The organism is Niveispirillum cyanobacteriorum, from assembly GCF_002868735.1.
In the GTDB taxonomy this organism is placed as follows: domain Bacteria; phylum Pseudomonadota; class Alphaproteobacteria; order Azospirillales; family Azospirillaceae; genus Niveispirillum; species Niveispirillum cyanobacteriorum.
The window spans coordinates 2,538,447-2,551,673 of sequence record NZ_CP025611.1; the positions used below are offsets into that span (position 1 = coordinate 2,538,447).

Sequence of the window (13,227 nt, forward strand, 5' to 3'; positions counted from 1 at the left end):
GCCCTTACGCCGGCTTCGGTTCGGCGTCGATATCGGCAGGCGGGGGTTCCGGCGGGGCGATCGGGGCCTTAGGCGTCAGAGCCACCAGCCCCTCCGCGATCATGCCGCGCGCCGTTTCGCGTTCCCCCATCACGACGGTGCTGGCGCCGTTCTGGGTCAGATAGACCACTTCCTCGTCGGCATGGGCGCGGGCGATGATCGACAGGCCAGGATTGGCCACCCGCGTCTGGCGGATGATCTGTCCTGCCTCGAATGAGCCGGGGATGGCAATGAACATCAGGCGGGCGGCGGACAGGTTCAGGGCGGATAGAACCTCCGGCACCACGGCATTGCCCACCACCACTTCCACCCCCTGCTCACGCAGGCTGTCGATGCGCTTCTGATTATCCTCCACCACCAGGAAGGGCACACCCTCTTCCTTCAGCTTGGCGGAAATCAGGCTGCCGACCCGTCCATGGCCGATGATGATGGCATGACCGGTCAGGCTGGTGGGCGGGATCGGCTCGCGCGTCGGCTCCACCACGGCGGCGGGGACGATGGCGTCGCCGCCGCCGGGTTCCAGCCGGTGGCCGAACTTGTCGATCAGGGTAAACATCACGGGGTTCATCAAGATCGACAGGATGGCGCCGACCAGCACCAGATCCTGCCCTTCCTGCGGCAGCAGGCCCAGATTGACGCCCAGCGCCGCCAGGATGAAGGAGAATTCACCGATCTGCGCCAGCGAGGCAGAGATGGTCAGCGCGGTACTGCGGGGATGACCGAAGGCCAGCACGATCAGGTAGGCAGCAATCGACTTGCCGAACACGATGATCAGGACCGTGGCCAGCACGGGCAGCGGCCGTTCGATCAGGATGGCCGGATCGAACATCATGCCGACCGACACAAAGAACAGCACCGCGAAGGCGTCACGCAGCGGCAGCGATTCCTCCGCCGCGCGGTGGGACAGGGGCGATCCCGACAGGACCATGCCCGCGAAGAAGGCACCCAGCGCAAAGGACACACCGAACAGGGTTGCCGCCCCATAGGCCACGCCCAGCGCAATGGCCAGCACCGCCAGCCGGAACAGCTCGCGTGAACCACTATGCGCGACCTCATGCAGGACCCAGGGGATGACGCGCTTGCCCACCACCAGCATCAGGGCGACGAAGGCCGCCACCTTGCCCAGCGTGATGGCGATGACCGTGATCAGGTCGGACCCGCTGAGCGCAGGTGCCGCGGCGGCTGCCCCCTCGGCCCCGGCCTTGTCACCCAGCAGCCCGGCCAGGGCCGGCAGCAACACCAGGGCCAGGACCATGGCCAGATCCTCGACGATCAGCCAGCCGATGGCGATGCGGCCCCGCTTGCTTTCCACCAGTCGCCGCTCCTGCAGCGCGCGCAGCAGAACCACAGTGGAGGCGACCGACAGGGCCAGACCGAAGACCAGCCCGGCCCCGATGCTCCAGCCTAGCGCCCAGGACAGGCCCATGCCCATCAGGGTGGCAAGGCCGATCTGACCAATGGCGCCGGGAATGGCGATGGCCTTCACCGACATCAGGTCCTTGACCGAGAAATGCAGCCCCACCCCGAACATCAGCAGGATGACGCCGATTTCCGCCAACTGCGGCGCCAGGTTCATGTCGGCGACATAACCCGGCGTCCCCGGCCCGATGATCACACCGGCCAGCAGATAGCCGACCAGGGGAGAGATTTTTAGCTTCTGCGCGATGGCCCCGAAAATGAACGCCAGCGCCAGGGCCGCGACAATCATTGTAATCAGGGGCACATCATGCATGAGAAGCCTGCCTTCCATCCGGGTCAATGACCGGGCAGGGTCTTGACCTCTCAACCATTTGATCCAATATCACCCAATATGGTTGAGATACTCCGGATTGCAACCCGTGCCGCATGAACTTTATTCACTGACGCTTTCGCCCGCGCAATGCCGGGCAGCGCGCGGCCTGCTGGACTGGAGCCAGGAACAGCTGGCCCAGGCGTCAGGCCTGTCGCGCAGCACTGTCCGCGACTTCGAAAGCGGCCGGCATGAGCCGCACCGGGGCAGCCTTGTCCTGCTGTTGCAGACGCTGGCGGAACAGGGCGTGGAACTGGTCGCGGCGGTGGATGGGGCGGGCGAGGGGGTGCGGTTCAGGGTGTGAGGCCGCCACCGCCCCCTGATCCTCAATCCAGCGCGAAGACCATCGCCTTCAGATACTGCGTTTCCGGCAGTAGCGGATGCACGGGGTGGTCGCTGCCGGCACCGGCGAAGCGCAGGATGCGGCCTTGACGACCGGCTTCACCCAGGCCGCGCGCGACCTCCGTATGGAACAAGGGTGGCTCCATATTGTGGGAGCAGGAAGCCACCAGCAGCATACCGCCCGGTGCCACCAGACGGGCGGCGGCCTTGGTCATGCGGCGATAGGCGCGGCTGCCCACGGCCAGGTCCTTCTTCGACTTCACGAAGGCCGGCGGGTCGGCGATCACCACCTCGAAGGTCCGGCCCTCCGCCACCCACTGGTCCATCAGATTGAAGGCGTCGCCCTTCTCGGCGGTCACCCGGTCGGCCACACCATTGGCCTCCGCCGCCTTCATGGCGATGGACAGCGACAGGGCCGAACGGTCGACCAGGGTGACATGGGATGCGCCGCGCTTGGCGGCCAGTACGCCGAAACCGCCGGCATAGGTGTAGAAGTCCACCACAGAGCGACCCTGGCACAGATTGGCGATGAAGGAACGGTTGTCGCGCTGATCAAAGAACCAGCCCGTCTTCTGCCCTTCCGACAGGTCGGCGAAGAAGGTGGCACCGTTTTCCTCCAGCGGGATCAGACCCTGGACAGAGCCCTTCACCACCTTCACCTCCTCTGCCAACCCCTCATAGGAGCGGGCCGTGCTGTCATTGCGCAGCACGATGGCCGACGGGTTCAACACCTCGTCCAAGGCGGCCAGGATCATGGGCAGGCGGCGGTCCATGGCGACATTGTTGGCCTGCACCACCACGATATCGCCATAACGGTCGATGATCAGGGCCGGCAGGCCATCGCTTTCGGCGTGGATCAGACGATAGAAGGGCCGGTCATAAAGCCGTTCGCGGATTTCCAGGGCGCGGCGGATGCGACGCACGAAAAAGGCTGTGTCGATGGCTTCGGCCGGATCGCGGGTCAGGAACCGTGCGCAAATCAGGCTGTGCGGGTTGAAGGCCGCCAGACCCAGGGTGGCCCCGCCAGCATCGGTGACGCGGACAATAGACCCCGCCGGCAGCGCCTTGGCCGCCTTGTCCATGTCCACTTCGTTGGAATAGACCCAGGGATGGCCATGCTGCGCGCGCTTATGCCGGCCCGACTGGATGCGGATCACGGGCAGGGAAGCTGGCTTAGGGGCCTGGGTCGGGGTATCGGTGGTCATGGCGGGGGCCGTCGCGGCGGGGATGTCGGTCATGGCGCGGAAAATACCGCCGCAATCCCCTCCGGCTCAAGCCACAAGGCGGTCACCCTGCCATTCAAAAGCCTTAAGAAGCCGTGATTCAGGCCGGTGACTGCCGGCCCGGCGCCCGTGCGCCGTGAGCCAAGCCGCCGGATGGCGGCGCCCGGCATTTGAGGGAACAAACTATGTCACCCCAGCGGTCGGCACAGGCGCAGATCCTCCCGGTAATGCCCATGTTCCAGGGCACGGGCCAGGGCCACCGACACGCTGGTCCCGATGCCTTCCCGCTGTGGCAGGTGCAGATGCACCGCGTTGCAGCCCAGATCGCGGGCCACCACATCCATATCGTTCAACAGGACATCAATGGCGGCTTCCGGTTCGATCAGGTCCAGCGCCAGGAACATGTCGACCTGGAAGACCTTGCCATGCCTTGGGCTGGGCAGGACCTGATAGGCGTAGATGCCATGGATATAGCCATGGTCGCCCTCCACGGTCCGGATGCCGCCTTCGGCGGTACCCAGCAGCAGGCCAGCATATTGGCGCCAGGCCTCGCGGTCATCGGCGGCGCGGCCCGTCTGCACCAGGGGCCAGGCCTGATCGATGCGGCGGCGGTCCAGCGGCTTGACGGAAAAACGGTCGGACATGGTCACCCGTTCCGGCGAGATAAGCACGGCGAAGTCTCTGTCTGTCTGAACAAGGCTGCCGTGCGTGTGCACGGGCGTCCCCCATCGTTAACCGATATGCCGATGGTCGCGCTTTGATCTGGATCAAGGCGCGTTCACGCGGTTGGGCCTAGACCTCTGGATATGTGTTCATCAGCCAACCATTATGAAATCCTTCAATTGGCTGGCGGACATGACTGGAAGTGCTCCACCGGCCTTGTTGCGCGTTGTGGATCGTTTCCAAAAGGCGCATTCTTTCTTCCGGTGGAAAACCGGGGGCGATGCTTATATCGGGGGGCCTCACATGGCGTTGGCTGAACATGCATGCACACGGGAAGGCGCCGTGGCGGCCCGGATCGATGTTGCGCCGTGCAATGCCTGCCCGGTGCGCAGCATGTCGGTCTGCTCCGCCCTGGAAGCGGACGAGCTGAAGCGGCTGGCCGATATCCTGGTGTCGGTCAAGGTCGACGCCGGCCACACCCTGTTCGCAGAGGGAGATGGGGCCGACACCCTGTTCAATGTCACCGCCGGCACCATGAAGCTTTACAAGCTGCTGCCCGATGGCCGGCGACAGATCACGGGCTTCCTGTTGCCCGGTGATTTCCTGGGCCTGTCGATCAACGATACCTATGCCTATTCGGCGGAGTCGGTGACGCCGGCCACGCTCTGCCGTTTCCCCCGCCGCCGCCTGGAAGGGCTGCTGGAAGATTATCCCAAGATGCAGCGCCGCCTGTTCGCCATGGCGTCCAGCGAGCTGGCGGCAGCGCAAGATCAGATGCTGCTGCTGGGCCGCAAGAACGCCAAGGAGCGTATTGCGTCCTTCCTGCTGATGCTGTCGGAACGGGCCAAGCGGCGCGGCTATGCCGAAAACCCGGTGCATGTACCGATGAGCCGGTCGGACATCGCCGACTATCTGGGCCTGACGACAGAAACCGTCAGCCGCACCTTCACGCAGCTGAAGACCAGCCGCGCCATCTCTCTTCTGGAAGGCGGCAAGGTCCGCCTGAACGACATGGAGACCTTGCAGGAACTGGCCGAAGGGGCGTGAGCCTTCAGGCCGCCGCACCCCGTCGTGCCGCCACGGCGGCTTCGGCCTGCGACAGAAGGTCGGCGAGGATTTCGGCCACGGGCTGTTCCTTGGTGACCATGCCCACCGACTGCCCGGCCATCAACGACCCGTTCTCGACATCGCCATCAATGACCGCACGGCGCAGCGCACCGGCCCAGTAATGCTCGATCTCCAGCTGGGCTTCCTTTTGGTCCAACTCGCCGGCATCGAAGCGCGCGATCACTTCGCGCTGCTTATCCATGAAGCGCTTGGTGCCTTCATTCTGCAGTGCGCGGACGGGGATGACGGGGAAACGGCTGTCCAGTGCCACGCTGGCCACCGCATCACGCGCACTGCCTCGGATGAAGGCCTGCTTGAATTTCGGATGCGCCCGGCATTCGCTGGCGCAGACGAAACGGGTGCCCAGTTGCACGCCAGCGGCCCCCATCTCCAGGTAGGAGACAATGGCCTCCCCCCGCCCGATGCCGCCGGCCACGAAGACGGGCACATCGCGGATTTCCGGCAGGATTTCCTGGGCCAGGACGGAGGTGGAGACAGGCCCGATATGGCCGCCGGCCTCACTGCCCTCGATCACGATAGCGTCGGCACCACTACGGATCAGCTTCTTGGCGATGACCAGGGCCGGGGCAAAGCACATGACCTTGGCCCCGCCATCGCGCGCCGCCTTTATGGCGGTGGCGGGCGGCAAACCGCCGGCCAGCACGATATGGCCCACCTTCTCTTCCAGGCAAACCTGCACCAGTTGATCCAGCTGCGGATGCAGGGTGATCAGGTTCACGCCGAACGGCTTGGTCGTCAGGGCCTGGGTGCCCCGGATCTCATCGCGCAGCAAGTCAGGGGACATGGACCCCGACGCGATAACGCCGAAGCCGCCGGCATTCGAAATGGCCGCCACCAGCGCCCGGTCCGACACCCAGGTCATGGCCCCACCCATGATGGCAAGGTCGGTCCCCAGATAATCACGGCCCCGCGACCAGAGCTGATCCAGATGATGGCGAGCGGTCATGATGACGGACCCTTCAATATTTGACTGCCGAATGGTCGGCGTTCACTACCGCCGGGGCTGTGCCCGGTCAAGGGGTGCGCGCCAAATGAAAAGGCCCGGCGCCGTTTCCGACGCCGGGCCTCAACACAAACGGATAAGAGCTTATGCCTTATCGAGACCATAGGCCGTGTGCAGGGAGCGCAGGGCCAGTTCAGTATATTCCTCGGCGATCAGGACGGAGACCTTGATCTCGCTGGTGCTGATAACCTGGATATTGATGCCACGGTCGGCCAGCGCCTTGAACATGCGCTGGGCGACGCCAGCGTGGGAGCGCATGCCAACGCCGATCACCGACACCTTCACGACGTTCGCGTCGGAGACCAGACGGCGATAGTTCAGCGTGTCCTTGGACTTTTCCAGCACCTGGACCGCGCGGTCGATATCGGCCTTGCCGACCGTAAAGGTCATGTCGGTGGTACGGCCATCTTCGGACACGTTCTGCACGATCATGTCGACATTGATGGCGGCGTCCGTCAGGGGCCCGAAGATGCGGGCGGCCACGCCCGGCTGGTCTTCCACGCCAATCAGGGTGATCTTCGCCTCGTCCCGGCTATAGGCGATGCCGCTGACCAGTTCCTGTTCCACGATCTCATCCTCGTCCACGACCAGGGTGCCGGGCAGTTCGGAGCCAGCCGCCTGTTCAAAAGTTGACAATACCTGCACCCGCACATGGTGCTTCATGGCCATCTCGACCGACCTTGTCTGCAGGACCTTGGCGCCCAGCGACGCCATTTCCAGCATTTCCTCATACGTGACGCGGTGCAGCTTGCGCGCCGACTTCACGATGCGGGGGTCGGTCGTATAGACGCCGTCGACATCCGTATAAATGTCGCAGCGGTCGGCTTTCAAGGCCGCAGCCAGCGCCACCGCCGAGGTATCAGACCCGCCACGGCCCAAGGTCGCGATCCGGCCCTTTTCCGTCACGCCCTGGAAGCCGGCGACAACGCCAACCACGCCCTGGGACATGTTGTCGGACAGGGTGGTGGTGTCGATCCGCTCAATCCGGGACTTGCCATGCGTCTCATCGGCGATCAGCGGGATCTGCCAACCCTGCCAGGACCGGGCGGGGATGCCGATTTCCTGCAGCGCGATGGCCAGCAGGCCCGACGTCACCTGTTCGCCCGAGGCGACGACGGCGTCATATTCGGCCTGATCATGGACCTTGGCGATCTGCTTGCAGTAATCGACCAGCTGATTGGTCACGCCCGACATGGCGGAGACGACGACGGCCACCTCGTGCCCGGCATCGACCTCCTGTTTCACCTTTTTAGCGACATTCTTGATCCGCTCGATATCGCCGACCGAGGTGCCACCGAATTTCAGGACAAGCCGCGCCATAACGCCATTCCATCAAGGGTCAGGGTAATTTTCGCAAAGGCTCCGGTGCCGGAGCGGGCTATCCATAACCCGACGCACCATGGGCCGCAAGGCGCGCCCATCGCACTGCACCCATGAAGCGGCGTGGGACGCGTGCCCGCGCGTCCTATTGACCCCGCGACAGGCCGTTCCAGCTTTGCTATGCCGTTGGCCAGAAGTTCGGGAGAGATGAGCCATGAACGCCGCCGCACAGACCCAGCCCCGCACCACCGTCGATCCGGCAGAGATCGAACGGTTCAGCCGTATCGCCGCCGAATGGTGGGACCCGGCGGGCAAGTTCCGGCCGCTGCACAAGTTCAATCCCGTGCGTCTGGCCTGGCTGCGCGATGTGATCTGCAAGGCGCATGATCGCGACCCGCATGCCCCCCGTCCCCTGGACGGTATCCGCATCCTGGATGTGGGCTGCGGCGGCGGGCTGCTGTCGGAACCGCTGGCCCGGCTGGGTGCGACGGTCACGGGCATCGATGCAGCAGAAAAGAATGTGAAGACGGCGGCGGCACACGCCACCGAAACCGGCGTGACCGTTGATTACCGCGCCACGACGGCGGAGGATCTGGCGGCGGCAGGAGAACAGTTCGACGTGGTCCTGGCCATGGAGATTGTCGAGCATGTGGCCGATGTCGACCTGTTCGTGCGTACCGTCGCGGGGCTGGCCCGGCCGGGCGGGCTGGTCTTCATGGCCACCTTGAACCGCACCACCAAGAGTTTTCTGTTCGGCATCGTGGCAGCGGAATATGTCCTGCGCTGGCTGCCGCGCGGTACCCATGACTGGAAACGTTTCCTGAAGCCGTCGGAACTGACCGGCACCCTGCGCCGGGCGGGTGTGGGTGTGCGGGAGGTGACGGGCGTCGCCTATAACCCCATCTCCGACCGGTTCAGTCTGGCCGCCAAGGATCTCGACGTGAACTATATGCTCTGGGGTACCCGCGGTTAAGGAAGGACGGCAATGGTCCGTCACCGCGCCCTGTATCCCCGGAAACAGGCATAATCCTTTCGGTCAGGTTCCAAGCCTTTCCAGTAGGCACGCCGCGCGGCATAGTGGCGCCGTCATTGCGGTATCGAATTGACAGATGTGTCACCGTCCCTTGTCGCGTGCCAGGCTGGTCCTGGCCGGTCTGCTGTTGGCGTGCCTGGCCGGGATACTACCCGTGGCCGGGGCGGATGCAGACCCGTGGGGTGATTTCCCATCAATGGGGTTCACCGATCTGACAGTGGCCGACGGGCTTCCCAACGATACGATCAGTGCGGTGGCCCAGGACAAGGCCGGCCTGATCTGGATCGGCACCTTCGCGGGCCTAGCCCGTTATGACGGTTATCGCCTACATCAATGGGACAGCGACCCGGACGATCCCGACCGTTTGCCGGAGATTTATGTGCGGTCGCTTCTGCCCCTGTCGGATGGAGGCATGCTGATTGGCACGGGGGCCGCCGGTCTGGTCCGGTATGATGCCACCACCGACCAGTTCCAGCGGATCAGCGCACAGGACGGGCCCGGCGCCCGCCTCTATTCCATGATGCCTGCCCGCGACGGGGCGGGGGATGCTGCCTGGATCGCCGCCGATGACGGGCTTTTCCTGTGGCGGGCTGCCGACAATATCCTGCGCCCGGTACCGTTACGGGATGCTGCGGGGCAGCCATTGAACCCCAAACTGTTCGCCGTGCTGGAAGAACCCAATGGCGACCTGTGGGTGGGGGGCATGGGTGGCCTGCTGCGCCGGCGCGCGGGCGAGGCGCATTTCACACCCATCAAGGCGACAGGTCCCGCTGCCGACACCGTGAACACGGAAATCTGGGTCATTCACCGCGACCGGGAGGGCCGGTTATGGCTGGGGTCCGGGGATGCCGGTGTCGCCTATCTGATGCCGGACGGCACCGCCCATGCCGTGGCGGGCCTGACCGGACCTGAAGGGTTGGCCGGGCGGCGGACCATCCGGTCGATGGTGGAGGTACCGGGCAAGGGACTATGGATCGCCACCGACGGTGCCGGCTTGATCATCCTTGACCCCACCACAGGCCGGTTGCGGCAGGTGCGCCATGACCCCGTCCTGCAGGGCAGCCTGAATGGCGACCGGCTGCGCCATGTGATGCTGGATCGGACGGGAAATGTCTGGCTGTCCACGGATCAGGGGGTGGAGCGGTATGATCCGCATGCCAGCCGGATGCGGGTGGTGCCGGCCACGCCGCTTTCGCCAATGGCCCTGTCCAATCCCGAAGTCTACACCGCCCATACCGACACGCGCTCCAGGGTCTGGCTGGGTCTGGCCAATGGCGACGTCGATGTGCTGGATCTGGGCGCCGGTCGTATCGACCGGCTGCGCCTGCCGCCGCCCAACAATGGCCGCGATGTCCGCGCCCTGGTGCCGCTGCCCGACGGACACCTGCTGGCCGCCGCGCGCGGTGTGGCCGCCATCGATCCGGTCACCATGACCATCACCCCGTCGGCCATCCCCTGTCTGGAAGGACAGATCATCAATGTGATGATCGCGAAGGGGCAGGAGATAATCGCCGGCAGCTTCGACGGGCTGAGCCGTTTCAACATCGGTACGGGCGAGTGCCAGCGCTTCCGCCATGATGCTGCCGACCCCAAAAGCCTGCCCAACGACAATGTCCGCTCCCTGACCATGCTGGGTGACGGAAGGCTGGTGGTGGGTACCGCCGGTGGTCTGGCCGTCACCGACGGGCGGGGCGGCTTCCGCAACCATCGGCCCGATGCCGGTGATCCCAACAGCCTGTCGCATGCCTATGTTACCGGCATCGCGGAGGACCGGCATGGACGGCTGTGGCTGTCCACCGCGGGCGGCGGGCTGGTGGTGACGGATGTGGAGGATCTGGGGGGTAAGCCCCGCTTCCGGTCCATCCGCCGCCGCAACGGCCTGCCCCATGACAATATCGGCGGCCTGGGCATTGATGATAAGGGGCGCGTCTGGTTCACCACCCCGTCGCGCGTCGGCATGCTGGACCCGCAATCGGGCCGTTTCACCCTGTTGGGCGAACGTGATGGCGCCACCCTGAAATTCTACGTGATCCGTGATATCGCCAAGGGGCCAGGCGGACAGATGCTGCTGGGCGGGCTGGGCGGGCTGACCGTCCTGGACCCCGATGATGATACCGCACCGCCACCCGCCGCCGTGCTGCGCGTCACGGGCTTGGAGATCAATCATCGGGAGCTGCCGCCGGCCCTGTTGCCGGAAACGGGGCGCCGCCTGTCGCTGGATGCCGCCCAGCGCAACCTGACCCTGGCCTTCTCCCTTCTGGATTACCGCGCGCCGGGCGATCTGCGCTACCGCCACCGGCTGGACGGTTTCGACCAGGGCTGGCTGGATAGCGGCACCCGCGCGCCGGGCGCCAGCTACACCAACCTGCCCGCCGGTGACTATACTTTGCGGGTGGAGGCATCGCAGGCGGGACAGGACGCGCCGCTGGCCACCTTGTCCCTACCGATCTCCATCGCGCCGCATTGGTATGAAACGCTGTGGGCACGGCTGGGACTGGGGATACTGACCATCCTGTCGGTGTTCGGCATCGTGCAGGCACGTACCGGGGCCCTGCACCGGCAGCGCAGCCGGCTGGAAGCAGAGATCGCGGACCGCACCCGTGATCTGGTGGCCGCCAATGCACGGCTGGACATGCTGGCCAGCACCGACCCGCTGACCGGCCTTCTGAACCGCCGCCGTTTCATGGAACTGGCCGCCGCCGAACAGTTGCGGGCGGGGCGGCATCAGCGCCCTTTGTCGCTGCTGCTGATCGACCTGGATCATTTCAAGCGGGTGAACGACCAGCATGGGCATCGCATGGGCGATGCGGTTCTGCGCACCGCCGCCGCCATCCTGTCAGGGGCCATCCGGGGGTCGGACCTTGCCGCCCGTTTCGGGGGGGAGGAACTGGTGCTGCTGCTGCCGGAAACCGATCTGGCAGGGGCAGCGGGCATGGCAGAACGCCTGCGCCAAGCGTTCGCCACCACCACCACCAGCCTGGATGGCAAGGATGTGCGGGTGACGGCCAGCCTCGGCGTGGCGGCCTGGCGTGGGCCGGGTGAAAGCCTGGATGCCCTGATACACCGCGCCGACCAGGCACTGTATGCCGCCAAGCATGCGGGCCGTGACAAGGTGATGGTGGCCGCAGGGGTGCAACCAGGCTGAATTCGCCACTGTTACCGGCATCACCGCAGCCCCCCCATGACATGGAAGCGTCATACTGGTCTGGACAGCGACCTTCCGTACCGTCATGTTGCGGGCGCACAGTCCGGTCTACCAACCTTCCGTAAATGCGGGGCGCACCATGCTGAAGGACCTGATCGAAGGGTTCCGGGAATTCCGGCGCACGAATTTCAAGCAGCAGCGGGGCCTGTTCCGCACGCTGGCCTGGGCCGGCCAGAAGCCGAAGGCCGCCCTGATCACCTGCTGTGACAGCCGCGTCGACCCGACCCTGATTTTCGCGGCCCAGCCGGGCGACCTTTTCGTTGTCCGGAACGTCGCCAATCTGGTTCCGCCCTATAAGCCCAACCAGGATTACCACGGTACGTCGGCAGCACTGGAGTTCGCGGTACGCGAACTGGGCGTGCAGCTGCTGGTGGTCATGGGCCACAGCCAGTGCGGTGGTGTTGCCGCCCTGCCAAAGGACCGCAGCGACCAGAAGTCGGACTTCGTCGATCACTGGATGTCGATCGCCGAACCCGCCCTGGCCAAACTGCGCGAGGGGCAGCCGGCAGGAGCGGAAACCGACCTGCCGGAACTGGAACGTGCCGTGGTCCGGCTGTCGCTGGATAATCTGCGCACCTTCCCCTGGATCGCAGAGGCCGAACGGGAAGGCCGCCTGTTGTTGTGCGGCATGCTGTTCGACGTGGCCGATGCGGAACTGCATGTGCTGGACAATGCCACGGGCCAGTTCCACCCCGTATCCCCGCCGCGCCCGCGCTTCCATTCCACCCATTCGGCCCTGTCCGCCACCGCCGCCGCCGCCGTTGACGGTCAGGCGGAAGAGACGGCGGCCCATACATAATCCGGCCATGATCGGCGGCTAGAACATGTCCATGCGCAAGATCATCCTGGGCCTTCTGGCCGCCGCCGCCCTGTCGCTTCCCGCCGCTGCCGCCCCCACCAAGGGCAAGGCCCAACCGCCGCCCGCCCTGTCGGCGGAGGAACAGGCCCGCCTGCCGGCGGTGGAGGCCTATCTCAACGATATCCGCAGCCTGAAATCGCAGTTCATCCAGTCCAGCGACGATGGCGCGGCCATGGCGACCGGCACGTTCCAGCTGCTGCGCCCCGGTCGCATGCGCATCGATTATAACGAGAACGGCAATTACATCGTCGCCGATGGCCGCTTCGTCTATTTCTGGGACGCTGAGGTCAAGGAGCAGCAGAACGCCCCCATCGGCAGTACGCTGGCCGACTTCCTGCTGCGCGATAATATCCGCCTGTCCGGCGACGTGACCGTGACCCGCATGGGCCAGGATGACGGCGTGCTGGAGGTGACCCTGGTCCAGACCAAGGAACCCGGCCAGGGCAGCCTGACCCTGGTGTTTGAGGAAAAGCCCTTCGGCCTTCGCAAATGGCGGGTGCTGGACGCGCAGGACCGGACCACCGAAGTGGCCTTGCAGAACCCGCAATTCGGCGTCAGCCTGGACAAGGATCAGTTCTATTTCCGTGAATCCGGCCGCCGCCGGGAACGTGATTAAGCGACGG

At 65.2% G+C, this 13,227-nt stretch carries 11 protein-coding genes; 6 read left to right on the top strand and 5 right to left on the bottom strand.

The window, feature by feature from the left end; all coding sequences use genetic code 11:
* Positions 1-4: 4 nt before the first annotated feature.
* Positions 5-1,771 (bottom strand): YbaL family putative K(+) efflux transporter, encoded by a 1,767-nt coding sequence (gene ybaL / locus C0V82_RS11790; protein WP_102112515.1) that lies wholly within the window; start codon positions 1,769-1,771, stop codon positions 5-7.
* A 106-nt stretch (positions 1,772-1,877) separates the two neighbouring features.
* On the opposite strand from ybaL, the gene C0V82_RS11795 reads away from it, so the two are divergent.
* Entirely contained in the window at positions 1,878-2,132 is a 255-nt protein-coding gene (locus tag C0V82_RS11795; RefSeq protein ID WP_245924077.1) for a helix-turn-helix domain-containing protein, read from the top strand.
* A 22-nt stretch (positions 2,133-2,154) separates the two neighbouring features.
* Here the strand turns inward: C0V82_RS11795 and C0V82_RS11800 are convergent, their stop codons facing one another.
* Positions 2,155-3,408: a class I SAM-dependent rRNA methyltransferase gene (locus C0V82_RS11800; RefSeq protein WP_370466042.1), complete on the bottom strand. Its 1,254-nt coding sequence runs from the start codon at positions 3,406-3,408 to the stop codon at positions 2,155-2,157.
* Between the two features lie 173 nt (positions 3,409-3,581).
* Complete coding sequence (locus C0V82_RS11805) at positions 3,582-4,037, bottom strand: hypothetical protein (RefSeq protein ID WP_102112516.1); 456 nt, start codon at positions 4,035-4,037, stop codon at positions 3,582-3,584.
* A 412-nt stretch (positions 4,038-4,449) separates the two neighbouring features.
* Between C0V82_RS11805 and C0V82_RS11810 the strand changes: the two genes are divergently transcribed.
* The gene (locus C0V82_RS11810; protein ID WP_245924227.1) at positions 4,450-5,103 is read left to right on the top strand and encodes a Crp/Fnr family transcriptional regulator; all 654 of its coding nucleotides are present in this window, start codon (positions 4,450-4,452) and stop codon (positions 5,101-5,103) included.
* Positions 5,104-5,107: 4 nt separating this feature from the next.
* Here C0V82_RS11810 and C0V82_RS11815 read toward each other — a convergent pair whose 3' ends face one another.
* A complete protein-coding gene (locus C0V82_RS11815) occupies positions 5,108-6,130 on the bottom strand; it encodes an NAD(P)H-dependent flavin oxidoreductase (RefSeq protein WP_102112517.1) in 1,023 nt (340 codons plus the stop codon).
* Positions 6,131-6,271: 141 nt separating this feature from the next.
* Positions 6,272-7,507, bottom strand: a complete 1,236-nt coding sequence (locus C0V82_RS11820; RefSeq protein ID WP_102112518.1) for an aspartate kinase — start codon at positions 7,505-7,507, stop codon at positions 6,272-6,274.
* A gap of 214 nt (positions 7,508-7,721) precedes the next feature.
* On the opposite strand from C0V82_RS11820, the gene ubiG reads away from it, so the two are divergent.
* The 4 genes from ubiG (at position 7,722) to C0V82_RS11840 (ending at position 13,220) form a co-directional block, all read left to right on the top strand.
* Positions 7,722-8,480, top strand: a complete 759-nt coding sequence (ubiG, locus tag C0V82_RS11825) for a bifunctional 2-polyprenyl-6-hydroxyphenol methylase/3-demethylubiquinol 3-O-methyltransferase UbiG (RefSeq protein ID WP_102112519.1) — start codon at positions 7,722-7,724, stop codon at positions 8,478-8,480.
* Between the two features lie 151 nt (positions 8,481-8,631).
* Positions 8,632-11,685: a ligand-binding sensor domain-containing protein gene (locus tag C0V82_RS11830; RefSeq protein WP_158659883.1), complete on the top strand. Its 3,054-nt coding sequence runs from the start codon at positions 8,632-8,634 to the stop codon at positions 11,683-11,685.
* A 139-nt stretch (positions 11,686-11,824) separates the two neighbouring features.
* Complete coding sequence (locus C0V82_RS11835) at positions 11,825-12,544, top strand: carbonic anhydrase (RefSeq protein ID WP_102113396.1); 720 nt, start codon at positions 11,825-11,827, stop codon at positions 12,542-12,544.
* Between the two features lie 31 nt (positions 12,545-12,575).
* Positions 12,576-13,220, top strand: a complete 645-nt coding sequence (locus C0V82_RS11840; RefSeq protein ID WP_245924078.1) for a LolA family protein — start codon at positions 12,576-12,578, stop codon at positions 13,218-13,220.
* Positions 13,221-13,227: the final 7 nt, after the last annotated feature.

Bases quoted from the DNA above. Each gene is read 5' to 3' on its own strand.
- ybaL (WP_102112515.1), bottom strand. From the start codon at position 1,771: ATGCATGATGTGCCCCTGATTACAATGATTGTCGCGGCCCTGGCGCTG.
- C0V82_RS11805 (WP_102112516.1), bottom strand. From the start codon at position 4,037: ATGTCCGACCGTTTTTCCGTCAAGCCGCTGGACCGCCGCCGCATCGAT.
- C0V82_RS11800 (WP_370466042.1), bottom strand. From the start codon at position 3,408: ATGACCGACATCCCCGCCGCGACGGCCCCCGCCATGACCACCGATACC.
- C0V82_RS11840 (WP_245924078.1), top strand. From the start codon at position 12,576: ATGCGCAAGATCATCCTGGGCCTTCTGGCCGCCGCCGCCCTGTCGCTT.
- C0V82_RS11820 (WP_102112518.1), bottom strand. From the start codon at position 7,507: ATGGCGCGGCTTGTCCTGAAATTCGGTGGCACCTCGGTCGGCGATATC.
- ubiG (WP_102112519.1), top strand. From the start codon at position 7,722: ATGAACGCCGCCGCACAGACCCAGCCCCGCACCACCGTCGATCCGGCA.
- C0V82_RS11815 (WP_102112517.1), bottom strand. From the start codon at position 6,130: ATGACCGCTCGCCATCATCTGGATCAGCTCTGGTCGCGGGGCCGTGAT.
- C0V82_RS11835 (WP_102113396.1), top strand. From the start codon at position 11,825: ATGCTGAAGGACCTGATCGAAGGGTTCCGGGAATTCCGGCGCACGAAT.
- C0V82_RS11810 (WP_245924227.1), top strand. From the start codon at position 4,450: ATGTCGGTCTGCTCCGCCCTGGAAGCGGACGAGCTGAAGCGGCTGGCC.